A 22436-nucleotide genomic window follows, 5' to 3' on the forward strand; every position below is an offset into this window, starting at 1 on the left:
CGCCGTGCGGACGGCCGGGCGACCGCGGCGCGAAAGTGTCGAGGAAAGTCCGGGCTCCAGGGAGAGATGGCGGCGGGTAACGCCCGCCCGGGGCAACCCGAGGGAAAGCGCCACAGAGAGGAGACCGCCGCCCCGATGCGCTGCCATGGATTCGTCCATGGGATTGCATGGGACGGCAAGGGTGAAAGGGTGGGGTAAGAGCCCACCGCGCCGGCGGCAACGTCGGCGGCATGGCAAGCCCCGCCAGGAGCAAGGCCAAATAGGGATCGCGCGGGGCCTGTCCCCAGGGTTTCTCCCGCCCGAGCGATCCGGGTTGGCTGCTGGAATCCGTCGGCAACGGCGGGTCTAGAGGAATGGTCGTCGGCGGTTTTCTGCCGTCACAAGACCCGGCTTACAGGCCGTCCGCACGAGAAATCCCAACGATTCGAGGCCGCAAGGCGACCGAGTGGACTCGGTTCCTGAGAGTGCACAACTTTAACGATTTTTTTGCGCCGCAACAAAACCTATGGTAGAGGCACATGTTGTGGTTTGCTGCAGATGCTAACGCAACTCTTGGGACAATTTCGCGTGAATACAGCTGTGCGCAACACTGTTTCGAAGAGAGGGGCTCAAGTCCCACAAAATTCCATTGAATCCCATGACCTCCCATGTTATCCACTGAATCACGGAAGGCAGCGGTATTCGGAATAAGGGCGAAAAGACCCGGATCAGAAACCAGGCAGGTTTCATACAGGCCCGCTACTTCCTCACTGAAAGAAGACCCGACCTAGACCAGACGGAACGAGCAGTAATACCGCGGCAGTCGGGCCAGGCCCAAAGGGACCAGATGGCGGGTCGTGCCCAGGCAGCACGGCCCGCCATTTTCGTTTCGCATGGGCGAAAGCGATGATCCGGCACAAGACCGGACCCGAGGACAGGAGAAGAGGCCGGTGATACGGCGCTTCAGGGGCGAGTCGGTCCACAAGGTGGACCAGAAGGGCCGCGTGTCGGTCCCGGCCCCGTTTCGCCGCGTCCTCGAAGACGGCGATCCCGACTGGGGCCCCGGCCAGAACCCGACACTGGTGCTGATCTACGGCATGCCGAGCGGCTGTCTCGAGGGCTTCACCGTCGAGGGGGCCACCCGGCTCGACGAGAAGGTCTCGAAGTTGCCGAGCTTCTCGCCGCAGAGAAAGGCGCTCGAACGTCTGCTCAATACTCAGTCGATCTATGCACAGGTCGACGAGAACGGACGGATGGTCTTGCCGCAGAAGATCCGGGAGCGATTCAACCTGACCGAAGAGGCGCTGTTCGCCGGCATGGGCGAGCATTTCCAGGTCTGGGCGCCGGCCGACTACGCGCAGGACATGGTGGATCTCGACGCCTGGCGCGACGGGCTCGCCGAGGGCGAGGATCCGTTCGCGGCGCTCGACGCTCTACCTGGAGGCGAATCATGATGGCCGCCCCGTTCGCCGCCCATGTCCCCGTCCTCCTTCATCCGCTGATCGAGGCGGTGGCCCCGGTCGCGGGCGTCTGGCTCGACGGCACCTTCGGCGCCGGCGGCTATTCCCGGGCGTTGCTCGACGCCGGCGCGGCGCGGGTGATCGGCGTCGATCGCGACGCGAGCGCGCTCGCCCGCGCGGCTGGCTGGGCGCCGGAGTTTCCCGGCCTGACGCTGGCCGAGGGGCGGTTCGGTACGCTCGACCGGCTGGCGGCATCCGCCGGCGCCCCGGCGCTCGACGGCGTGGTGCTCGACATCGGCGTGTCATCCATGCAGATCGACGAGGCGGATCGCGGCTTCTCGTTCCAGAAGGACGGGCCGCTCGACATGCGGATGGGCGGCACCGGGCCGAGCGCGGCCGACCTGGTGAACCGCCTGCCCGAGGCGGTGCTCGCCGACATCTTCTATGGCTATGGCGAGGAGCGTGCCTCGCGGCGGATCGCGCGGGCGATCGTCACGGACCGGGCCAAGGTGCCGTTCGAGACGACGCTGCAGCTCGCGGGCCTGCTGGAGCGGCTGCTGCCACGGCCGAAGCGCGGCGAGCCGCACGCGGCGACGCGGGTGTTCCAGGCGCTCCGCATCGCGGTCAACGACGAGCTGGGCGAGCTTGCGGCCGGGCTGGCCGCGGCGGAGCGGGCGCTGGCGCCCGGCGGTTGGCTCGCGGTCGTGACGTTCCACTCGCTCGAGGACCGCATGGTGAAGCGCTTCCTGCAGCTCCGCTCCGGCGCCGGGCCGCGCGGCAGCCGGCACGCGCCGGAGGCCGAGGCCGAGGCGCCGCGGTTCATGCTGGCGCCGAAGAAGGCGATCCTGCCGTCGGAAGCCGAGGTCGCGGCAAACCCGCGGGCGCGCTCGGCCAAGCTGCGTGTGGCGCGCCGGCTCGACGTGCCGGCGGGTCGGGTGGACCCGGTGGCGCTCGGTCTGCCGCAGGTCGGGTTCGGAGGTGTATTGTGAAACTGGTGCTTTATCTGTCGGCGTCGGTCCTGGTGGTGGTGTGCGCCACCTGGGCCTACCGGGTGAACTACGCGACGCAGGAAGCGATGAACCGCGTCGCCGACCTGCGCGAGGAGATCAGTGCGGAGCGCGAGGCGATCGCGGTCCTGACCGCGGAATGGGAGTACCTGAACCGTCCCGACCGGCTGGAGCAGCTGGTGAAGGCAAACGAGGCACAGCTCGGGCTGGCCGAGCTGACACCCGACCAGTTCGGCGACGTGGCGAACGCGCCGTTCCCGCCGGATCCGAAGGACGCGCTGGCCGACATGGTGGCGGGCGTCGTCGCGGCCAACCCGGCGCCGTCCCAGGGCGCGGCGGCGTCGAACGCCCTGCGCGCGGCCGCACGGATGCCGCTCGCACGACCCGTGGGAGATTCGCAGTGATCCGCCGCCCGCTCCGGCCGCTCGCCCGCATCCTGCGCGCCCGGGCAGAGGGCAGCGACCCCGATCTGGTGGAGGCCGAGGAGCGCGCCGCGCGCCTCGCCGAGCGGCACCGGGCCGAGCGGGCCAAGGCGGAAACGCGCCTCCTGCTGCTCGGGGTGGTGTTCATCCTCGGATTCTCGACCGTGGCGGGCCGCATGGCGCTGGTCTCGGCCTCGGTGCCGGTCGAGCCGCGGGCCGCGGGCGACGGCGAGCCGATCCATGCCCAGCGGGCGGACATCGTCGACGTGAACGGCGTGGTGCTGGCGACCAACATCGTCACCGCCTCGCTCTACGCCCAGCCGAAGGATCTGATCGACCCGGAGGGCGCGGCGCGGAAGCTCGCGGCGATCTTCCCCGACCTCGACGAGAAGACCCTGGCGGCGCAGCTGACCGACGGGCGCAAGTTCCTGTGGATCAAGCGGACGATCTCGCCGGAGCAGCGCCAGCTGGTCCATGACATCGGCGAGCCCGGGCTGCTGTTCGGGCCGCGCGAGACGCGGCTCTACCCGAACGGCGCGGTGGCGGCGCATGTGCTCGGCGGCGCGAGCTTCGGCCGCGAGGGGGTGGATGCGGCCGAGGTGGTGGGCACGGCCGGGGTCGAGCGGGTGTTCGACGCCCGCCTGCGCGACCCGGCCGAAGTGAACGACCCGCTGCGGCTGTCGATCGACCTGCGCGTGCAGACGGCGCTCGAGGACGTGCTGGCGCAGGGCGTGTCCGACCTGCACGCCAAGGGTGCCGTCGGCATCCTGATGCAGGCGAAGACCGGGCAGATCGAGGCGCTGGCCAGCCTGCCCGACTTCGACCCCAACAACCGCCCGGCGCTGCCGACCAAGGGCGACCCGGCGGACAGCCCGCTGTTCAACCGCGCGGCACAGGGGCGCTACGAGCTTGGCTCGACCTTCAAGCCCCTGACCGTCGCCATGGGTCTCGAAGCGGGCCTGATCTCGCCGCAGACGGTGATCGACACCAAGGGCCCGATGAAGTGGGGCCGCTTCACCATCCGCGACTTTCACAACTACGGGCCGCGGCTGACCGTCGAGGATGTGCTCGTCAACTCGTCCAACATCGGCGCGGCGCACATCGGCCTCATGGTCGGGGCCGAGCGGCAGAAGGCGTTCTTCGACAAGATCGGCATGATGGCGCCGTCGCCGGTCGAGCTGACCGAGGCGGCGAAGACCGCGCCGCTGCTGCCGAAGCAGTGGTCGGAGCTGTCGACGATCACCGTCTCCTACGGCCACGGCATGGCGGTGACGCCGCTGCATCTCGCCGCGGCCTATGCGAGCCTGGTGAACGGCGGCCTGCGGGTGAAGCCGTCGATCATCGCCGGCGAGGCGCCGCCGACCGAGGCCGACCGCGTGGTCTCCGAGCGCACCTCGCGGCAGATCCGCGCGATGCTGCGGCAGGTGGTGGTGCGCGGAACCGCCGAAAAGGCCGACGTGCCGGGCTACGACGTCGCCGGCAAGACCGGCACCGCCGACAAGCCGACCGCCTGGGGCGGCTATGCCCGCGACAAGACGATCGCGACCTTTGCCTCGTTCTTCCCGGCGGACGACCCGGAATACGTACTGGTGATCTGCCTCGACGAGCCGACGAGCTTCATCAACAACACCGCGTTCCGCACCGCCGGGCTGACCGCCGCCCCCGTGCTGGCGCATGCGATCCGCCGCATCGCTCCCGTGCTCGGGATGCGCCCGGAGGAACCCGCGCGGGCGGAGGCGCCGCTGCTTTACACGCTCGCCGGAAATCACTAGCCGAGGGGGGTGCGGGGCAATCGAGCCATGGGCCGGGTGCGAATGACGGGATCGGATCGGACGGACAAGCTGACGGAGTTCGAGACGCTGGGGCTCCTGACCGGGACGCGCCGGGCCGGCGACTGGTCGGGCCGCCTGCCGGAGCTGACCGGGCTGTCGGTCGACAGCCGCGACACCCGCGGCGGGCACCTGTTCGCGGCCCTGCCCGGCACGAAGGTCCACGGCGCGGATTTCGCGCCCGCCGCCCTGCGCATGGGCGCGGCGGCGCTGCTGACCGATGCCGCGGGGCTCGCGCGGATCGAGGCGACGCTGGGGCGGATCGACGTGCCGGTCATCGTCAGCGACCGGCCGCGGCACGTGCTCGCCATCGCCGCGGCCCGCTGGTTCCAGAGCCAGCCCGAAGTGATGGTCGCGGTGACGGGCACCAACGGCAAGACGTCGGTCTCGAGCTTCACCCGGCAGCTCTGGGAGGCGATGGGCGAGAGCGCGGTCAACATCGGCACCGTCGGCGTCGAGGGCGCGATCGCGGCACCGCTGTCCGCGACGACGCCCGAGCCGATCACGCTGCACCGCCTGCTGGCCGAGCTGGCCGACAAGGGGGTGACGCACGCGGCGATGGAGGCGTCCTCGCACGGGCTCGACCAGTGCCGGCTCGACGGGGTGCGGCTGCTCGCGGCGGGCTTCACCAACATCACCCGCGACCATCTCGACTATCATCCCGACTTCGAGGCGTACTTCACCGCAAAGCTCGCGCTGTTCGACCGGGTCCTGCCGCGGCAGGGGACGGCCGTCGTGAACCTCGACGACCCGCACGGGCCGCGGGTGCGGACGATCGCCAAGGGGCGGGGGCAGTCGGTCCTGACCGTCGGGCGGGCGCAGGGCTGCGACCTGCGCATCCTCGGGCAGCGGTTCGACGCGACCGGGCAGGAGCTGCTGTTCGCCTGGGGCGGGCGCAGCCAGAAGGCCCGGCTCGACCTGATCGGCGGCTTTCAGGCGCAGAACGCGCTGGTCGCGGCCGGTCTCGCCATCGCGGCCGGCGCCGCGGCCGAGGCGGTGCTGCCGGCGCTCGGCGCGCTGCGCACGGTGCGCGGCCGGATGGAGCGGGCGGCGACCCGGACGAACGGCGCGGCGGTGTTCGTCGACTACGCCCACACGCCGGACGCGCTGACGACCGCGATCAACGCGCTGCGCCCGCATGTCATGGGCCGGCTGCACGTGGTGTTCGGCGCCGGCGGCGACCGGGACCGCGGCAAGCGGCCGCTGATGGGCCGTGCGGCGGCGGAGGCGGCGGACGTGGTCTATGTCACCGACGACAACCCGCGCAGCGAAGATCCGGCGGTGATCCGCGCGGCGGTCCGCGAGGGTGCGCCCGAGGCGACGGAGATCGGTGACCGGGCCGAGGCGATCCTGACGGCCGTCGACGCGCTGGAGCCGGGCGACGCCCTGCTCATCGCCGGCAAGGGACACGAAACCGGCCAGATCATCGGCCAGGACATCCTGCCTTTCGACGACATCGAGCAGGCAAGCGTCGCGGTGGCGGCGCTCGACGGGCTCGGCGCGTGACGGCGGGCGGCGCGATGGCGGGCGGCGCGATGGTGGGGGACGCGATGGCCGTGCGCGCGATGCCGGCGCTCTGGACGCGCGACGCAGCGGTGGCGGCGACCGGAGGCGTGAGCGCGCGGGACTGGGTGGCGACGGGTGTTTCGATCAACTCGCGCTCGATCGCGCCGGGGGATCTCTTCGTGGCGCTGTCGGCGGCGCGCGACGGGCACGAGTTCGTCGCGGACGCGCTGGCGCGCGGCGCGGCGGCGGCGCTGGTCGCCCGCGTGCCCGAGGGCGTGCCGGCGGATGCGCCGCTGCTCGTGGTCGGCGATGTGCTCGACGGGCTGCGGGCGCTCGGACGGGCGGCCCGGGCGCGGTTCGGTGGCCGGGTGGTGGCGGTGACGGGCTCGGTCGGCAAGACCGGGACCAAGGAGATGCTGCGCACCGCGCTCGGGGCGCAGGGCTCGGTCCATGCGGCGGAAAAGAGCTTCAACAACCATTGGGGCGTGCCGCTGACGCTGGCGCGGATGGCGCCCGACCGCGACTATGCGGTGTTCGAGATCGGCATGAACGCGCCGGGCGAGATCGCGCCGCTGGCGCGGCTGGTGCGGCCGCACGTGGCGATGGTAACGACGGTCGAGGCGGTGCATCTGGCGGCGTTCCGCGACATCCGCGACATCGCGCGGGAAAAGGGTGCGATCGTCGAGGGGCTGGAGCCGGGCGGCGTGGTGGTGCTGAACCGGGATACGCCGACCTACCCGGTGCTGCTCGCCGCCGCGCGGCGGGCGGGCGTGCGCGCCGTCCGCTTCGGCGCGACCGGCCGGCCGGAGTACCGTCTGGCGGAGGTGCGCGTCGACGGTTCGACCACGTCGGCCGCAGCGGTCGCGGGCGGGCGGAAGTTCTACTACCGGCTCGGCGCGCCGGGGCGGCACCTGGCGATGAACGCGCTCGGCGTGCTGGCGGCGGTCGAGGCGCTGGGCGGCGATCTCGGCCGCGCGGTGCTGGCGCTCGGCGGCTGGCAGGCGCCGGAGGGACGGGGCGCGCGCTGGACGGTGGCGCTGGGGCCGGCGGGCGTCGACGGCGCGATCACGGTGATCGACGAGAGCTACAACGCCAATCCGGCGGCGATGGCGGCGGCCTTCGAGGTCTTCGCCGGGGCGCGGCCGGAGGATGGCGTCGGCCGGGTGGCGCGCGGGCGGCGCATCGCCTTCCTCGGCGACATGCTCGAGCTCGGGCCCGAGGAGCGGGCGCTGCACGCCGGGCTCGCGGCGGTGCCGGCGCTGGCGCAGATCAGCACGGTGCACTGCGCGGGCACACGCATGCGGGCGCTCTACGAGGCGCTGCCGGGCGGGCAGCGCGGCGAGTGGTTCCCGGACGCGGAGGCGATGGCGGCCAAGGTGCGGCGGCTGGTCGATGCCGGCGACATCGCCATGGTCAAGGGCTCGAACGGCTCGCGGGTCGGGCAGGTGGTCGAGGCGCTGAAGCGGCTGGGCGAGGCCCGGCTGGCCGACGCGGCCGAGTGACGAGTCGGGGCCTCCGGGCCCTCGTGATATCCCTAGAGGCGAAACCGGACGCATGCTCTATTACCTTGCCGAGCTGTCGCAGAATCTCAGCGCGCTCAACCTCTTTCGCTACATCACGTTTCGCGCCGGCGGCGCGTTCTTCACGGCGTTGATCTACGGCTTCCTGTTCGGGCGGCCGCTGATCGAGATGCTGCGGGTGAAGCAGGGCCGGGGTCAGCCGATCCGGGCGGACGGGCCGGCGAGCCATCTGGTGACGAAGGCGGGCACGCCGACCATGGGCGGCCTGCTGATCCTGTCGGCCATCGTCGCCTCGACGCTGCTCTGGGCGCGCTGGTCGAACGGCTTCGTCTGGATGGTGCTGTTCGTGACGCTGGGCTTCGGGCTGATCGGCTTTGCCGACGACTATGCCAAGGTGCGGAAGCAGACGGTGGCGGGCGTCTCGGGCAAGGTGCGGCTTCTCGCCGGCTTCCTGATCGCGCTGGTCGCCGCCGGCTGGGCGATGTACCTCCACCCCGCCGACCTGACCGGAGAGCTGGCGTTTCCGGTGTTCAAGAGCGCGCTCCTGAACCTCGGCTGGTTCTTCCTGCCCTTCGCGATGCTGGTGATCGTCGGCTCGGCCAATGCGGTGAACCTGACCGACGGGCTCGACGGGCTCGCCATCATGCCGGTGATGATCGCCGCCGGCTCGCTCGGGATCATCGCCTATGCGGTCGGACGCGAGGACTTCTCAGCCTATCTCGGGGTCCACTACGTGCCCGGCACCGGCGAGCTTCTGATCTTCGTCGCGGCGCTCGTCGGCGGCGGGCTCGGGTTCCTCTGGTACAACGCGCCCCCGGCGGCGGTGTTCATGGGCGACACCGGCAGCCTCGCGCTGGGCGGGGCGCTCGGCGCGATCGCGGTGGCGACCAAGCACGAGATCGTGCTGGCGATCATCGGCGGCCTGTTCGTGGTCGAGGCGCTCTCGGTCATCATCCAGGTCGCCTACTACAAGCGGACGAAGAAGCGGGTGTTCCTGATGGCGCCGATCCACCACCACTTCGAGAAGAAGGGCTGGGCCGAGCCGCAGATCGTCATCCGCTTCTGGATCATCTCGCTCATCCTCGCGATGATCGGACTTGCCACGCTGAAGCTGCGGTAGGGCGTGGCTTCAGGCGTGAACGAGTGGGTGAGGGGATGATTTCGCGGGGATTTGCCTTTGACCGATGCCGGGCGCCGGCGTGTCCCGCCGGGCCTCGCATGCAAGCGCGCTCCGGGCGTCCGGCGCCTGTCTCGATAGGAAAATACGCATGATCCCCGTCCGCGGCTATGACGGCCACAAGGTCGCCGTCCTCGGCCTCGGCCGCTCCGGCCGGCCCACGGTTGCCGCGCTCGAGGCGGGCGGGGCCGAGGTCGTCGCGTGGGACGACGGCGAGGCCGCACGGGCGGCGGCGGCGGCCGAGGGCATCGCGCTCGCCGACCTGACGAAGGCGAAGGCGTGGGACGGGGTGAAGGCGCTGATCGTCTCGCCCGGCATCCCGCACCTCTACCCCGCGCCGCACCCGGCGGTGCGCGCCGCCTGGGATGCGGGCGTCGCGGTCGACAACGACATCGGCCTGTTCTTCCGCTCGTTCGCGACGGAAGCGTGGCATGAGTTCGAGCGGATGCCCTCCGTCGTCTGCATCACCGGATCCAATGGCAAGTCGACCACCACCGCGCTCACCGCGCACGTGCTGGCCGCGGCCGGGCGGTCGGTGCAGGTCGGCGGCAACATCGGCCGGGGCGTCCTCGACCTCGACCCGGCCGAGGACGGCATGGTGGTGGTGCTGGAGCTGTCGTCCTATCAGATCGAGCTGGCCCGCGCGTTGCAGCCCGATATCGCCGTCTTCCTGAACCTCTCGCCCGACCACCTCGACCGTCACGGCGGCATGGGCGGCTACTTCGCCGCCAAGCGCCGGCTGTTCGCCGAGGGCGGGCCGTCGCGCTCGATCGTCGGCGTCGACGAGGACGAGGGGCGGTTTCTGGCGAACACCATGCGCGAGGAGGCCGGCACCGGCGATCCGGTGATCGAGATTTCCTCCGGCCGCAAGCTCGACCGGCCCGGCTGGTCGGTGTTCGCGCGCAAGGGCTTTCTCGCCGAATGGCGGCACGGGAAGCAGCAGGCGTCGGTCGACCTGCGCGGCATGGCGACGCTGCCCGGGGCGCACAACCACCAGAACGCCTGTGCGGCCTATGCGGTGGCGCGCTCGCTCGGGCTGGGGCCGCGGGCGATCGAGCCGGCGCTCGCCACCTATCCCGGCCTGCCGCATCGCAGCCAGCTGGTCGGCGAGTGGAATGGCGTGCGGGTGGTGAACGATTCGAAGGCGACGAACGCCGACGCCGCCTCGCGCTCGCTCGGCAGTTTCGAGCGGGTGCGCTGGATCGCCGGAGGGCGGCCCAAGGAGGGCGGCATCGCGCCGTTGCGCGGGCTGTTCCCGCACGTGGCGAAGGCGTACCTGATCGGCGAGGCGGCGGAGGATTTCGCGCTGACGCTGGGCGAGGTGCCGCACGTCGTGGCGGGCACGCTCGAAGCCGCCGTGGCGGCGGCGATGGCCGAGGCGGAGCCGGGCGACACCGTGCTGCTGGCGCCGGCCTGCGCGAGTTTCGACCAGTTCACCAGCTTCGAGGCGCGGGGCGATCGGTTCACCGCGCTGGTGCGGGAGCGGGTGGGGTAGGGATCGCCGCCAGTGCGGTAGCTGGAGCGCGCGCGCCTGCCCGGGGAGCTTGCCCGGGCGCTATCCCCGCATGAGCTCGAGCGCAGCGGCGTGCAGCTCGGGCGTCGCGGCGGCGACGACGGTGCCGCCACGCAGCGGGGGGGCACCGTCGAGGTCGGTCACGACGCCACCGGCCGCGGTGATGATCGGGGCGACGGGCTGGATGTCGTAGGGCTGGAGCGAGCTTTCGACGACGAGATCGACAAAGCCCATGGCGAGCAGGCAATAGGCGTAGCAGTCGCCGCCGTAGCGGACCATCCGCACCGCCCGGGCCACCCGGGCAAAGCCGGCGCGGGTGGCGTCGGTGGTGAAGATGTCGGGGTGGGTCGAATAGAGGATGGCGCCGCCGAGATCGGTGCGGCGCGAGGTGGCGAGCGGCGTCTCGACGCCGTTGCGCCGGTGCAGCGCGTGGCCGGCACCGCCGAGAAAGGTCTCGCCGGTGAACGGCTGGTGCATCATGCCGCCGACCGGCTGGCCCTCGTGACGCAGGCCGAGCAGCACGCCCCAGGCCGGCATCCCGCTGATGAAGGCGCGGGTGCCGTCGATCGGGTCGACGATCCACGACCACGGGCCGGTGCCCGGGGTGAGGCCGGCCTCCTCGCCTTCGACCGGGCAGTCGGGCCAGAGCGCGAGCAGGCGTTCGCGAATCAGCGCCTCGACCTCGCGGTCGGCGACCGTCACCGGGTCGAAGCCCCCGGCGCCGCCGTGGCCGGCGAGCTTGTTCTCCACGGCGAGCGGCTGGCGGAAGTAGCGCAGCGCATGCGCTCCGGCCGCCTCGACGATGGGCAGGGCCGCGGTCAGGCGGGTGGTGATGTCGGCGGCTTGGGTCATGCGGCGTCCTCGATGCGGCCCTGGTCGAGGCGCAGGGTTCGGTCCATGCGGGCGGCCAGCTCGGGGTTGTGGGTGGCGATGAGCGCGGCGAGCCCGGTGGAGCGGACGAGGCCGAGCAGCATGTCGAAGACGCGCGCCGAGGTCTCCGGGTCGAGGTTGCCGGTCGGCTCGTCGGCGAGCAGCAGCTTCGGGCGGTTGGCGAGCGCCCGGGCGACGGCGACGCGCTGCTGCTCGCCGCCCGACAGCTCGGCCGGACGATGGTCGAGCCGGTGGCCGAGGCCGACGGCCCCGAGCAGCTCGCCGGCGCGCGCGGCGGCGGCGGCGCGCGCAACCCCGGCGGCGCGCTGCGGCAGCGCGACATTCTCGACGGCCGAGAACTCCGGCAGCAGGTGGTGGAACTGGTAGACGAAGCCGACGCTGTCCCGGCGCAGGCGGGTGCGCGTGGCGTCCGAGGCGGTCTCGACCGGCTGGTCGAGCAGGCGCACACGCCCGGCCGACGGCTGGTCGAGCAGGCCCGCGATGTGGAGCAGCGTCGACTTGCCGGCGCCCGACGGCGCGACGAGGGCGACCACCTCGCCGGCCCGCAGCGTAAGGGAGGCGCCGTCGAGCACGGTGACAGCGGCGGCGGTGCCGGGGTTGTAGGTCTTGGCGACGGCGTCGAGGCGGAGGACTTCAGGCATGGGGGGCTCGCGACGTTGGAGCGGCACTCGGCTGGCAGCCGGTCGCGACAGCGGAGAAAGACGGATTTGACGCGTGGCAAATCCGTCCGCGGCTGCCCCTGCGGGGGGCAGACGCGATTCCGCGTCCGCCGGGGCAGCCGCGGACGGATGGCGCCCTGCCGCAGAAATCTCGACCCCCCGCGGCCTTTGACGGGTCAAAGGCCGCCCGCCCCGGAAGATGCTCCACCGGAGCGTCTTCTTGTCGGGCCGGGACTCGCGCGCGGGCGCGCTTCGGTCGAAAGAAGAAAAGCAGGGCGATCGCGACGGTCTCACTCATACCGCAGCGCCTCGACCGGGTGCATCCGGGCCGCGTTGCGCGCCGGCCAGATGGTGATGACGAACGACAGCAGCAGCGCCATGCCGGCCACGGCGCCCACGTCCTGCCAGCGCAGGCGCGAGGGGATCTCTGTCAGGTAGCGGATTTCCGGGTTCCAGAGCGAGGCGCCGAGCAGGCTTTCGACCAGCATCTGGATGTCCTTGATATAATACGCGAAAAGGCAGCCGAGCACGACCCCGAGCACCGTCCCGACCACGCCGATCAGCGAGCCGCAGAGGAAGAAGATCCGCATGATCGAGCCCTGGGTCAGGCCCATGGTGCGCAGGATGCCGATGTCACGGCCCTTGTTCTTCACCAGCATGACGAGGCCGGAGATGATGTTCATCGCCGCGATCAGCACGACGAGCGAGAGGATGATGAACATCACCCGCCGCTCGGTATCGAGTGCCGAGAGGAAGGCGCCGGAGGCGTCCTTCCAGGTCCAGAGCACGGCGCGCGGCCCGGCGGCGGCGGCAAGCGCCGGCAGCATCGCCTCGATGCGGTCGGGGTCCTCGACCATCACCTCGACTTCGTCGGCGCCGCCCTCGCGGTCGAAGAACGACTGCGCCTCGGTGAACGGCATGTAGACGCGGGTCTTGTCGATGTCGTAGCGGCCGACGCCGAAGACGTAGGTGACCGTGTAGTCGCTGACCCGCGGCTGCGTGCCGAAGGGCGTGTCCATGCCCTGGGGCGAGATCAGCGTCAGCGTGCCGCCGACCCCGACGCCGAGGTCGCGCGACACGCCGGCCCCGATGGCGATGCCGTTCCCGAAGTCGTCGAGGCTGCCCCCGGAGGTCTCCGGGTGGGCGACGAGCGGGATGCTGGCGAGGTCTTCCGGCCGGATGCCGATCACCTCGACGCCGGAGGCGCGGCCGTTGGCCGACACCATGACCTGCCCGCGGATCTGCGGCGCGGCGTGGGTCACGCCGGGCACGGCGGCCAGCCGCCGCGCGAGATCGTCGTAGTCGGGGATCAGGCGGTCCTGGTTGCCGTTCGCGTCGAACTCGGGCGCGTAGTAGACGGTGACGTGGGCGTTCGCCCCGAGGATTCGCTCGGTAAACTCCTCGCGGAAGCCGAACATCACCGCCTGCACCACGATCAGCGTCGCGACGCCGAGCATCACGCCGATCAGGGCGTACCAGGCGATGACCGAGATCCCGCCCTCCTTGCGCCGGGCGCGGAGGTAGCGCCAGGCGATCAGCCATTCGAAGGCGGCGAAGGGCGGGGGCGATGCGGCGTCTCTCATGGCGCGCGGACCCTGCGAGCGCCGGGCCGCGGGGTCAAGGGCCGTGGCGTGGCGTGGGGACGGATTCCGGCAGGCGGGCCGCCGGTTGACCCCGCCTGTCCGCGGTCAGGCGGCCCGTGCCGCCTCGGCAAGGCAGGCCGCGACCACGGCCACCGCCGGGCTGTCGCGGAGGTCGCGGTGGTAGGTGAGCCAGATGTCGCGGTCGAAGGACTCCGCCGGCGCCACCCGTTCCAGCCCTTCGGCGGCGAAGAGCGGGAGACTGACGACACCGGCGCCGGCCGCCGCCGCCGCGCGCTGCACGCCGAGGTTGTTGGAGCGCAGCACCACCGGCCGGCCCGCCGCCATCGCGGTCAGCCAGAGCTGGTGCGGCGCGCCGGCCAGACTGTCGTCGAAGTCGATGAAGCGCCACGCCTCCGGCGGCCGGGCGGCATAGCCGGGCGCCGCGTAGAGACCGTAGCGCATCCGGCCGACGCGGCGCACCATCAGCGTCGCGTCGGCGGGGCGCGACAACCGCAGGGCGAGGTCCGCCTCGCGCTGTTGCAGAGACAGCGTGCGGATCTCGGCGATCAGGGTCAGCCGCAGGTCGGGATGCTCGACCATCAGCGCCGACAGCCGCGGCACGACCAGCGCGGAGAACAGGAGCTGCGGCCCGGTCACGACGAGTTCGGCATCAAGCCCGGTGCGGGCGCCGACAATGGCCCGCTCCAGCGCCAGGGCCTCGTCGCCGATGGTCCGGGCATGGGCCGCGACGCGCTCGCCGGCCTCGGTCAGGCGGATGCGGCCGGCGCGGCGATCGACGAGCCGGGCGCCCACCGCCGCCTCCAGCGCCGCAATCCGGCGCGCCACCGTCGCGTGTTCCACCCCGAGCCGGCGGGCCGCGCCCGACAGGGTGCCGGCCTCGGCCAGCGCCGCAAAATGCCGCAGGTCATCCCAGTCAAACACCTGTCGATTTCCTCACAGTTGCTGCGCGGTCTTCCCCAATTTCGCACAGCCGAGGCGTGGGGCAAGGTGCCCCTGCAACCGAAGGAGACGAAGATGGACACGATTTAAGAAAACCCGGCCCGCGGGCTGCCCCGCTGGCGCAAGCTGCCCGCCCGCGCGCACGCCATCGTCTTTCCCGCCGTCCTGTCGCTGCTGATGTCGGGGATCGTGACGGTGGTCGCGCTGGCGCGGGCCACCGGCCTGTCGATGGACATGCTGCGCCACGTTCCGGCGGCGTGGGCCACGTCCTACCTGATCGCCTTTCCGAGCGTGCTGATCGTCCTGCCGCTGGTCCGGCGCATCGTGGCGCTTCTGGTCGCCCCACCGGCCTGAAGGTCGGTGGGTTCAACATGTGCCGGCCTGACGGCCGGCAGATTCAAGACACGCGTTGTACGGACGCGCCTCAGGCGCGCACCAGACCGTGCGGCGCGTAGATTTCCCGCAGCCGCGCGACCGCCACCTCGGGCGACAGCTCCTCGCTCTCGCCCGTCCGCCGCGAGGTCAGCTCGACCTTGCCGTTCGCGAGGCCGCGCGGCCCGACGGTGATCCGCCACGGCAGGCCGATCAGGTCCATCGTGGCGAACTTTGCGCCCGCCCGCTCGTCGCGGTCGTCATAGAGCGGGTCGATGCCCGCCTTTGTCAGCTCGGCATAGAGCTGCTCGCAGGCGGTGTCGGTCGCCGCGTCGCCCTGGCGGAGGTTGACGATGCCGGCGCCGAAGGGGGTGACGCCCTCGGGCCAGATAATGCCCTTGTCATCGTGGCTCGCCTCGATGATCGCGCCGATCAGGCGGCTGACGCCGATGCCGTGGCTGCCCATCTGCACCGGCACGCGCTCGCCCGCCTCGTTGACGACGACGGCCTTCATCGGCTCGGAATACTTGGTGCCGAAGAAGAAGATCTGCCCGACCTCGATGCCGCGGCCCTCGATGCGCCGGTCCTCCGGCACCTTGGCGAACTCGTCCGCATCATGGCGCTCGTCGGTGCGGGCGTAGGGCGCGGTCCAGGTTGCGACGATCTCGCTGAGCTGCCCGCGGTCGGCGAAGTCGATCGCCCGGTCGCCGAGGGTCAGGTCGGTGACGGCGCGGTCGTAGAACACCGCGCTCTCGCCCGTCGGCGCCAGCACCAGGAACTCGTGGGTGTGGTCGCCGCCGATCGGCCCGCCGTCCGCCCGCATCGGGATCGCCTTCAGCCCCATCCGCTCGTAGGTGCGGATGTAGCTCACCATGTGGCGGTTGTAGGCGTGCAGCGCGTCCTCGACGGTCAGGTCGAAGTTGTAGCCGTCCTTCATCAGGAACTCGCGCCCGCGCATGACGCCGAAGCGGGGCCGCACCTCGTCGCGGAACTTCCACTGGATGTGGTAGAGCGTCAGCGGCAGGTCCTTGTAGCTCGACACCGCCGAGCGGAAGATGTCGGTGATGAGCTCCTCGTTGGTCGGACCGTAGAGCATGTCGCGCTGGTGGCGGTCCTTGATGCGCAGCATCTCGGCGCCGTAGTCGTCATAGCGGCCGCTTTCCCTCCAGAGGTCGGCCGACTGCAGCGTCGGCATGAGCAGCGGGATGTGCCCGGCGCGCTGCTGCTCCTCGTGGACGATCTGCTCCAGCCGGCGCAGCACCTTGAAGCCGAGCGGCAGCCACGAATAGATCCCGGCCGAAGCCTGGCGGATCATGCCGGCGCGCAGCATCAGGCGGTGGCTCACGATCTGCGCCTCCGCCGGGGTCTCGCGCAGGATGGGCAGGAAATAGCGGGTGAGGCGCATGGGTCCGGGCTCCGGGGAGGGTCGTGGCGATGTAGGCCAAGGGGCGCGGCCCTGCAACCGGCGGGTCGCAGGGCGCGCCGCCGGTCAGCCGAGCTTGTACTCGCGCGTCGCTTCTGGATCGTGCGTCTCGAACGGCAGGGTCTCGAGTTCGGCCCAGAGTTCTTCCGGAATCGGGAAGGCGGCCCAGTCGAGCGTCTCCTGCACCCGCACGGGCCGGGTGACACCGCAGATCGTCGCGGCGATGCGCGGGTCGCGCACGGAGAATTGCAGCGCGGCGGCGCCCGGCGGCACGCCGAAGCGGGCACAGGCGGCCTCGACCCGGCGCACGGGCGCGCGCATCTCCTCCGTCGGCTCCTGATAGACGTAGCGCGCGTTCGCGGCGCCCTTCGCCAGCATTCCCCCGGCATAGGGGGCGGCATTGAGCACGGCGATCCCGCGCGCGGCGGCGAAGTCGAGCATCGGCTCGGCGTTGCGGTTGACCAGGGTCATGCGGTTGTGGGTGACGAGGCAGTCGAAATCCCAGTCGGCGAGGATCGGCATCATCACGTCGACCCGGCCGGCAGCGAGGCCGATGGCGCGCGCCAGCCCCTCGTCGCGCAGCGCGACGAGGGTATCGAGTGCGCCGCCCTTGCGCGTCACCTCGTCGAGATCGGCGGCATACTCCGGGTCGTGCAGGTGCAGGATGTCGACGCGATCGACGCCGAGCGCCGCGAGGCTCTCCTCGATCGAGCGACGGGCCTGGGCCGCGTCGAAGCGTCCGGTCTCGTTGTGCCGGTCGAGCTTGGTCGAGAGGAGACGGCCCGCGGGCCAGCCGCCGAGCCCGGCCACCGCCTTGCCGATGCGCGCCTCGCTGCGGCCGGTGCCGTAGTTGCGCGAGGTATCGAGCATCCCGTCGGGCAGCGCCAGCACCGCGCGGATGGTGTCGAGCGCCCGGTCCTCGTCCACGTCGTAGCCGTAGGTGTCCGGCATGCCGCCGAGCCCCGACGTGCCGAACACGATCTTGGGCAGCGTGATGCCGCGCGCCTGAGTGCGAAGTGCGGTCATGTTGCGGATAACTCCCTTTCCCCCCGTTTGCCCGCGAGGCATAGGACACGCGGTTCCGCCGGACAAGCGGGCGGTCGCACGGGCGCGCGCCCCGCGGGGCAGGCTCAGGGCGCCTTGCCCTGAAGCCGGTCGAGGAGGATGCGCTGCACTTCGCGGACCTGTTCGCCCGGTTTGAGCAGCGCGTAGGGATCGGTCTCGCCGTCGGTGGCCGTCGGCGTCTGGGCCGGCTTCGACGCCCGTGCCGCCGTGCGCGCGGGCTCTCCGGCGAGCCAGATCTCGACGCGGCCGGACACCGTCGGAGTCGGGTAGCTGGTGAAGTCGCGTGTCTCCGGTGCGCCGTCGAGCGCCCCCGCGAGCAGCGCGCCGGTGCTCTCGGCGGCCGGCCGGTCCGCATCGTGGTAGAAGCGCACGTTGGAGCGGCCGATGGCGAAGCCGACCGGCACGCTCGTGACAGCGGTGACGCCGGCGGCGCGCAGTTGCTCCGCCACCGTCGTGGCGAGCCCTTGCGCCGACCGTGGATAATGGATGGTGACGCTCTGCGGCAGCGTCGCGCCCGCCGATCCGGTCACGGGCGGCGTGTCGCTCGCCGCAGCCGACGCCCCTGCGGCCGGGCGCGGCGGCGGGGCGGCGGCGTCGATGAGCGCGCCGATCGCCGGCCCGGGCGACGCCACGGGCGGCGGCGCCGGCTCCGAGACCGGCGCGGCGAGCCGGGCCGGCGCCGGCTGCTCGGGGATCGCGGCCGGCCGCTCGGAAGCGCCGGCCGGATCTCCCGCGGCGGGCAGCTCCGCCGCCGGCAGGGCGGCAACGGCGACCGGCGGATCGCCCGCGTCAGGCGCCCCGGATTCGGTTGCGCTAGTCTCGACAGCGGGCGCTTCGGGCGTGGAAGCTTCGGGCGTGGAGGAAGCGGAATTGGTCGCGACGGATACGGCCGGAGCGGGCGCCTCGCGCGACGGGCGCAGGGCGAACGCCACCGCGGCGGCGCCGACAGCGAGTCCGGCGACAAACAGCAGCGCGGCCGGCGGCAGCCGGTTGCCCCTGGCTCGTTCCGGGACAGGCGTGGCGGCGAGCGGCCGGGCGGCGGGCGGCGCTGCGGTGTCGGGCGGGGGGGCGGGCATCGTCCGCGCCGGGCCGCCGGTGGAGGCGAGGAGCACGGGGCGCACCCGCGTCGTCGGTCCACGGGCTTCGGCCTGCACCGCGCCCTGCATGGCGGCCTCGTCCTCCGCCGTGTCGTCGTGCAGCCACGCCGGCGGCTTCGGGGTCAGCGCCACGGTCGGCCCGCGCTGCGACGCCGCGCTCTCGCTGCTCGACTCGCTTCCGCGCCGCGCCAGGGCCTCGGCGCGGCGGGCGCGCGCATCCTTCAGCCGCGCTTCGAGCGTCACCGGGTCCATCAGCTCCGCGATGGTGGCATCTGCCCCCGGCGCGAGCCCAGCCGCCTGCCCGTCCTCTGCCATTTTGTTCCCCTGCCGTCCGCTGGCGCGGCGACCGTTTCGCGGCGACCGCGCGCCGCCCGGCATGCGCCGGACCCCGCGGGAACCGCCAACATGTTAGCGCACCGGGAGAATTCAGGCCATCGGCGGGGCTATCCGTCTCGGGGCGCGGGATGGCCGGCCGGCAACAATCCGCCGACGTGGTGAGATTTCAGGCGGTGTCCCGCCCACCCCCCGAATCAGGAGAGTGAAGCCGTCGGCCTCGGGAATCCCGACCCCGGAAAAAACAAAGGCCGCGCAATCTGCGCGGCCCCGCATGTCCGACTGGCGGACAGATCAGCCCTGGCGGGCCTTGTAGCGGCGCTGGGTCTTGTTGATGACATAGACCCGCCCCTTGCGGCGCACGACGCGGCAATCGCGATGGCGCAGCTTCAGGGAGCGAAGCGAATTAACGACCTTCATGGCCTCTCTCCTCTGCGGCGCGCGTGCGCCTCTGGTTACGTTGCGGCCCCGCGGAGGGCCAGATCGACCCTATCGGGCCGAAAGAAATGGTGGGCGTAACAGGGATTGAACCTGTGACCCCTTCGATGTCAACGAAGTGCTCTCCCGCTGAGCTATACGCCCGAGAACCGGCCGCAAGACGCGTCCGTTTCGTCGGCAGTGCTATAGACGGGGCCGCAGCGGTGTTCAAGGCATTTCGCCGGCAGATTTCACCGGCTATGCTGCCGGCGAGGGGATGCACGATGGAAGATGCCTTCACGATCGCGCTGCCGGCCGACCACCGCTCCTGCGCGGTGTTCAGCTCGCCCCACAGCGGGCGCGACTATCCCGCCGCGCTGACCCGCAGCTCGCGCCTGACGCTGCGGCAGCTGCGCTCGTCCGAGGACGCGTTTGTCGAGGAACTGTTCGCCGCGGCGCCGGCCGCCGGCGCGCCGCTCATCGCCGCGCGTGCGCCGCGCGCCTGGGTCGACCTGAACCGCGGCCCGGAGGATCTCGACCCCGCCCTCATCGCGGGGGCGAGCCGCGCGGCGCAGAACCCGCGGATCGCCGCCGGCCTCGGGGTGATTCCCCGGGTGGTGGGCGAAGGGCGGGCAATCATCGAGGGCAAGCTCAGCCTCGCGGACGCAGAACGGCGCATCGCGGCGGTCTGGCGCCCGTTCCACGCCCGGCTCGCGTCGCTCGTCGCGGAGACCCGGGCGACGTTCGGCGTGGCCGTCCTGTTCGACTGCCATTCGATGCCGCACGACGCGCTGAACGCCACGCCGTCGGTCTGGGGGCGGCGGCCGAACGTCATTCTCGGCGACCGATTCGGCACGGCCTGCGACCGCTGGGTGATCGACCTGGCGGCCGACGTGTTCGGCGAGGCGGGCTTTCTGGTCGCCCGGAACACGCCGTTCGCCGGCGGCTACATCACCCAGACCTATGGCTGTCCGCGCCGGGGCGTGCACGCGCTGCAGATCGAGATCGACCGCGCGCTCTACATGGACGAGAGCCGGGTTGAGCGCAGCGCCGCGTTTGCCGAGGTTGCGGCCCGGCTTGCGGAGGTGACGCACCGGCTGGCCGCGATCAGGCCGCGCAGCCTGCCGATGGCGGCGGAATAGCTCCCGGCTTCATATCGCGCCGCGCGGCACCTCTGGCCTCCGGGCAAAAAAAGAGGCCGTGCACGAGGCACGGCCCAAGTTTAGGGAGGAAACGCCCGTAGGGCGTGTATGATGCAATGCATCACGTGACTGACTTTATGCCGCGCCGCAGCATAGTCAACTGCCCCAAAGCGAATTTTCGGAATCCCGCGCAAATTTTCGGTTCTGTGCACAGAAATGTGGCAACCGCACACCGACGTCGACCGAAAACGCCGCCTTCAATCCAGCGAGCGGCCCAGAATGATGGCCTTTTCACCAAATCGGGCGCGGATGCTGTCAGCGGCGCGTTCGGCTTTCAGCCTTCGCTCCGAGGCCGGGCTGAGCAGATCGCCCGATTCGGCGCCGAGCGCCGACAAGGTTGCGACGCCGATCCCGATCAACCGGAACGGACCGGCGCCCGTGTCGCGCTGCAGCAGGGGCAACGCCGTCCGATACATCCGGTCGGCCATGGCGGTCGGCTCGTCGAGGGTCTGGCGCCGGGTGAGGATCGAATGGTCGGCACGCTTGAGCTTCAGCGTCACCACCCGGCCGGCGAGCCCGAGCCGCTTGGCCCGCGCCGACACCTTCTCGGCAAGCTGCCAGAGGTGGCGGCCCAGCACCGCGACGTCGGCGATGTCGGCGTCGAAGGTCGTTTCGTGCGAGATCGACTTGAGTGGCCGATCCGGCGTCACGCTGCGGCCGTCCTCGCCGCGCGCGAGGTGCCAGAGCCGGTCCCCGAGGCTGCCGAAGCGGCGGACGAGGGTCGCGCGGTCGCGGCCGCGCAGGTCGGCGATCGTGCGAATTCCGTCACGCTCCAGGCTGCGCAGGCCGGCCTGGCCCACGCCCCAGATGATCGACACCGGCTGCGGCGCGAGAAAACCGTCGGTCTCCTCCCGTCCGATCACCGCGAATCCCCGCGGCTTGTCCCGCTCCGAGGCAATCTTGGCGAGGAACTTGTTGTGGCTGAGGCCGACAGACGCGGTGACGCCAAGCTCGACCTCGATCCGCCGTTGCAGGCGGGCGAGCAGCAGTGCGGGCGGCGCGCGGTGCAGCCGCGCGGTGCCGCTCAGGTCGAGAAACGCCTCGTCGAGGGACAGGGGCTCGACCAGCGGGGTCAGCTCCAGCATCATCGCCTGCATGGCCCGCGAGACTTCCGCGTAAAGCGCCATGCGCGGTGGCCGCACCACGGCATCGGGGCAGAGCTGCAGCGCCTTGAACATCGGCATCGCCGAGCGGACCCCGCGGACCCGGGCAATGTAGCAGGCGGTCGAGACGACGCCGCGATGGCCGCCGCCGACGATCAGCGGGCGGTCGCGCAGGCTCGGGTCCTCGCGCTTCTCCACCGCGGCGTAGAAGGCATCGCAATCGAGGTGAGCGACCGAGAGGCGATCCAGCTCGGCATGGCGCAGCAGCCGCGGGGAACCGCAGGCGGGGCACCGCACCGATTCGGCCGGGAGCGGAGAGAGGCAATCGCGACAGAAGCAGGGCACGACCGCAACGCGTCTCAATGCTTGTGAGGCTGGCATGGTTGCATCAGCTTCCTTAAATCTCAACCATGCGCGCCAAGCCCGACTTGACCGGTGGTCCGCCATAGGCGAATTTCAGCCGATAGGGTGCTTGTTCCGGGATGAGGGTCGAGATGCGTCACTTCTTCATCGCGATTGTCGCGGTCGCAATCGCTGCGACCGGCGCGTTTGCCGGGTCCGGGGACGCCGAGTTCGTCGAGATCACCGGTGCCGCCGGGGCGCTGGTCCTGCGCGAGGGGCCAACCACCGGCGCTGCCATCGTCGCCCGGCTGGACGACGGAACGCTGTTGCGCACCGTGAGCTGCCAGATGGCGGCCGGCCGCAAGTGGTGCGAGGTCAAACTGCCCGAGGATGCCGCGGTCAAGGGCTGGGTCGGCATGACGAATCTGCGCGTCGTCCCGGCACCGACTCCGACGAACTGACGCCACATTGCCGGGTCGGGGTGTGGCTGCGCGCACACCCGTTCCGGCAATCGGCGCTGCACTGCACCATCCTTTGACACCCTCCGCGCGCGGCTGCTACCACCCCACCGAGTTC

20 protein-coding genes, 1 tRNA gene and 1 other RNA gene are annotated in these 22436 nt (G+C 71.5%); 12 read left to right on the top strand and 10 right to left on the bottom strand.

Going from position 1 to position 22436, the window contains the following annotated elements:
* The first annotated feature begins 6 nt into the window (after positions 1–6).
* The 9 genes from rnpB to murD all read left to right on the top strand — a co-directional run bounded on the left by rnpB (position 7) and on the right by murD (position 10395).
* Positions 7–410, top strand: an RNA gene (gene rnpB / locus QM699_RS18525) — RNase P RNA component class A.
* 519 nt (positions 411–929) lie between these two features.
* The gene (gene mraZ, locus QM699_RS18530; RefSeq protein ID WP_415012479.1) at positions 930–1433 is read left to right on the top strand and encodes a division/cell wall cluster transcriptional repressor MraZ; all 504 of its coding nucleotides are present in this window, start codon (positions 930–932) and stop codon (positions 1431–1433) included.
* Positions 1430–2428 (top strand): 16S rRNA (cytosine(1402)-N(4))-methyltransferase RsmH, encoded by a 999-nt coding sequence (gene rsmH / locus QM699_RS18535; RefSeq protein ID WP_415012480.1) that lies wholly within the window; start codon positions 1430–1432, stop codon positions 2426–2428. Before mraZ ends, rsmH begins: the two co-directional genes overlap by 4 nt.
* A complete protein-coding gene (locus QM699_RS18540; RefSeq protein WP_415012481.1) occupies positions 2425–2850 on the top strand; it encodes a cell division protein FtsL in 426 nt (141 codons plus the stop codon). Before rsmH ends, QM699_RS18540 begins: the two co-directional genes overlap by 4 nt.
* Positions 2847–4640: a peptidoglycan D,D-transpeptidase FtsI family protein gene (locus QM699_RS18545; RefSeq protein ID WP_415012482.1), complete on the top strand. Its 1794-nt coding sequence runs from the start codon at positions 2847–2849 to the stop codon at positions 4638–4640. The genes QM699_RS18540 and QM699_RS18545 overlap by 4 nt, the downstream gene beginning before the upstream one ends.
* A gap of 42 nt (positions 4641–4682) precedes the next feature.
* Positions 4683–6203 (top strand): UDP-N-acetylmuramoyl-L-alanyl-D-glutamate--2,6-diaminopimelate ligase, encoded by a 1521-nt coding sequence (locus QM699_RS18550; RefSeq protein WP_415012483.1) that lies wholly within the window; start codon positions 4683–4685, stop codon positions 6201–6203.
* A gap of 59 nt (positions 6204–6262) precedes the next feature.
* Positions 6263–7705 carry a UDP-N-acetylmuramoyl-tripeptide--D-alanyl-D-alanine ligase gene (locus QM699_RS18555; protein WP_415012806.1) on the top strand — a complete coding sequence of 481 codons (1443 nt, stop codon included), beginning with the start codon at positions 6263–6265 and terminating at the stop codon, positions 7703–7705.
* A 52-nt stretch (positions 7706–7757) separates the two neighbouring features.
* A complete protein-coding gene (gene mraY / locus QM699_RS18560) occupies positions 7758–8843 on the top strand; it encodes a phospho-N-acetylmuramoyl-pentapeptide-transferase (protein WP_415012484.1) in 1086 nt (361 codons plus the stop codon).
* Between the two features lie 148 nt (positions 8844–8991).
* The gene (murD, locus tag QM699_RS18565) at positions 8992–10395 is read left to right on the top strand and encodes a UDP-N-acetylmuramoyl-L-alanine--D-glutamate ligase (protein ID WP_415012485.1); all 1404 of its coding nucleotides are present in this window, start codon (positions 8992–8994) and stop codon (positions 10393–10395) included.
* Positions 10396–10455: 60 nt separating this feature from the next.
* Here murD and QM699_RS18570 read toward each other — a convergent pair whose 3' ends face one another.
* The 4 genes from QM699_RS18570 to QM699_RS18585 form a co-directional block, all read right to left on the bottom strand.
* Positions 10456–11265 carry an inositol monophosphatase family protein gene (locus QM699_RS18570; RefSeq protein WP_415012486.1) on the bottom strand — a complete coding sequence of 270 codons (810 nt, stop codon included), beginning with the start codon at positions 11263–11265 and terminating at the stop codon, positions 10456–10458.
* The gene (locus tag QM699_RS18575) at positions 11262–11945 is read right to left on the bottom strand and encodes an ABC transporter ATP-binding protein (RefSeq protein WP_415012487.1); all 684 of its coding nucleotides are present in this window, start codon (positions 11943–11945) and stop codon (positions 11262–11264) included. Before QM699_RS18575 ends, QM699_RS18570 begins: the two co-directional genes overlap by 4 nt.
* 308 nt (positions 11946–12253) lie before the next feature.
* Positions 12254–13546: a lipoprotein-releasing ABC transporter permease subunit gene (locus QM699_RS18580; RefSeq protein ID WP_415012488.1), complete on the bottom strand. Its 1293-nt coding sequence runs from the start codon at positions 13544–13546 to the stop codon at positions 12254–12256.
* Positions 13547–13651: 105 nt separating this feature from the next.
* Positions 13652–14488, bottom strand: a complete 837-nt coding sequence (locus QM699_RS18585) for a LysR family transcriptional regulator (RefSeq protein WP_415012489.1) — start codon at positions 14486–14488, stop codon at positions 13652–13654.
* 195 nt (positions 14489–14683) lie between these two features.
* Between QM699_RS18585 and QM699_RS18590 the strand changes: the two genes are divergently transcribed.
* Positions 14684–14860, top strand: coding sequence for a DUF2798 domain-containing protein (locus QM699_RS18590; RefSeq protein ID WP_415012490.1), 177 nt, complete (start codon positions 14684–14686; stop codon positions 14858–14860).
* Between the two features lie 70 nt (positions 14861–14930).
* Here QM699_RS18590 and proS read toward each other — a convergent pair whose 3' ends face one another.
* The 5 genes from proS to QM699_RS18615 all read right to left on the bottom strand — a co-directional run bounded on the left by proS (position 14931) and on the right by QM699_RS18615 (position 19378).
* The gene (gene proS / locus QM699_RS18595; protein WP_415012491.1) at positions 14931–16283 is read right to left on the bottom strand and encodes a proline--tRNA ligase; all 1353 of its coding nucleotides are present in this window, start codon (positions 16281–16283) and stop codon (positions 14931–14933) included.
* 84 nt (positions 16284–16367) lie between these two features.
* Positions 16368–17327, bottom strand: coding sequence for an aldo/keto reductase (locus QM699_RS18600; RefSeq protein WP_415012492.1), 960 nt, complete (start codon positions 17325–17327; stop codon positions 16368–16370).
* Between the two features lie 104 nt (positions 17328–17431).
* Positions 17432–18778, bottom strand: a complete 1347-nt coding sequence (locus QM699_RS18605) for a hypothetical protein (protein WP_415012493.1) — start codon at positions 18776–18778, stop codon at positions 17432–17434.
* A gap of 312 nt (positions 18779–19090) precedes the next feature.
* A complete protein-coding gene (gene ykgO, locus QM699_RS18610) occupies positions 19091–19216 on the bottom strand; it encodes a type B 50S ribosomal protein L36 (protein WP_415012494.1) in 126 nt (41 codons plus the stop codon).
* Positions 19217–19303: 87 nt separating this feature from the next.
* Positions 19304–19378 (bottom strand) — tRNA-Val (locus tag QM699_RS18615).
* Between the two features lie 119 nt (positions 19379–19497).
* Between QM699_RS18615 and QM699_RS18620 the strand changes: the two genes are divergently transcribed.
* Positions 19498–20355 carry an N-formylglutamate amidohydrolase gene (locus QM699_RS18620; protein WP_415012495.1) on the top strand — a complete coding sequence of 286 codons (858 nt, stop codon included), beginning with the start codon at positions 19498–19500 and terminating at the stop codon, positions 20353–20355.
* Between the two features lie 257 nt (positions 20356–20612).
* Here the strand turns inward: QM699_RS18620 and QM699_RS18625 are convergent, their stop codons facing one another.
* The gene (locus QM699_RS18625; RefSeq protein ID WP_415012807.1) at positions 20613–21863 is read right to left on the bottom strand and encodes a DNA polymerase IV; all 1251 of its coding nucleotides are present in this window, start codon (positions 21861–21863) and stop codon (positions 20613–20615) included.
* A 149-nt stretch (positions 21864–22012) separates the two neighbouring features.
* On the opposite strand from QM699_RS18625, the gene QM699_RS18630 reads away from it, so the two are divergent.
* A complete protein-coding gene (locus QM699_RS18630; protein ID WP_415012496.1) occupies positions 22013–22321 on the top strand; it encodes an SH3 domain-containing protein in 309 nt (102 codons plus the stop codon).
* Positions 22322–22436 lie beyond the last annotated feature (115 nt).

Source organism: Amaricoccus sp., from assembly GCF_047602525.1.
In the GTDB taxonomy this organism is placed as follows: Bacteria; Pseudomonadota; Alphaproteobacteria; order Rhodobacterales; family Rhodobacteraceae; genus Amaricoccus.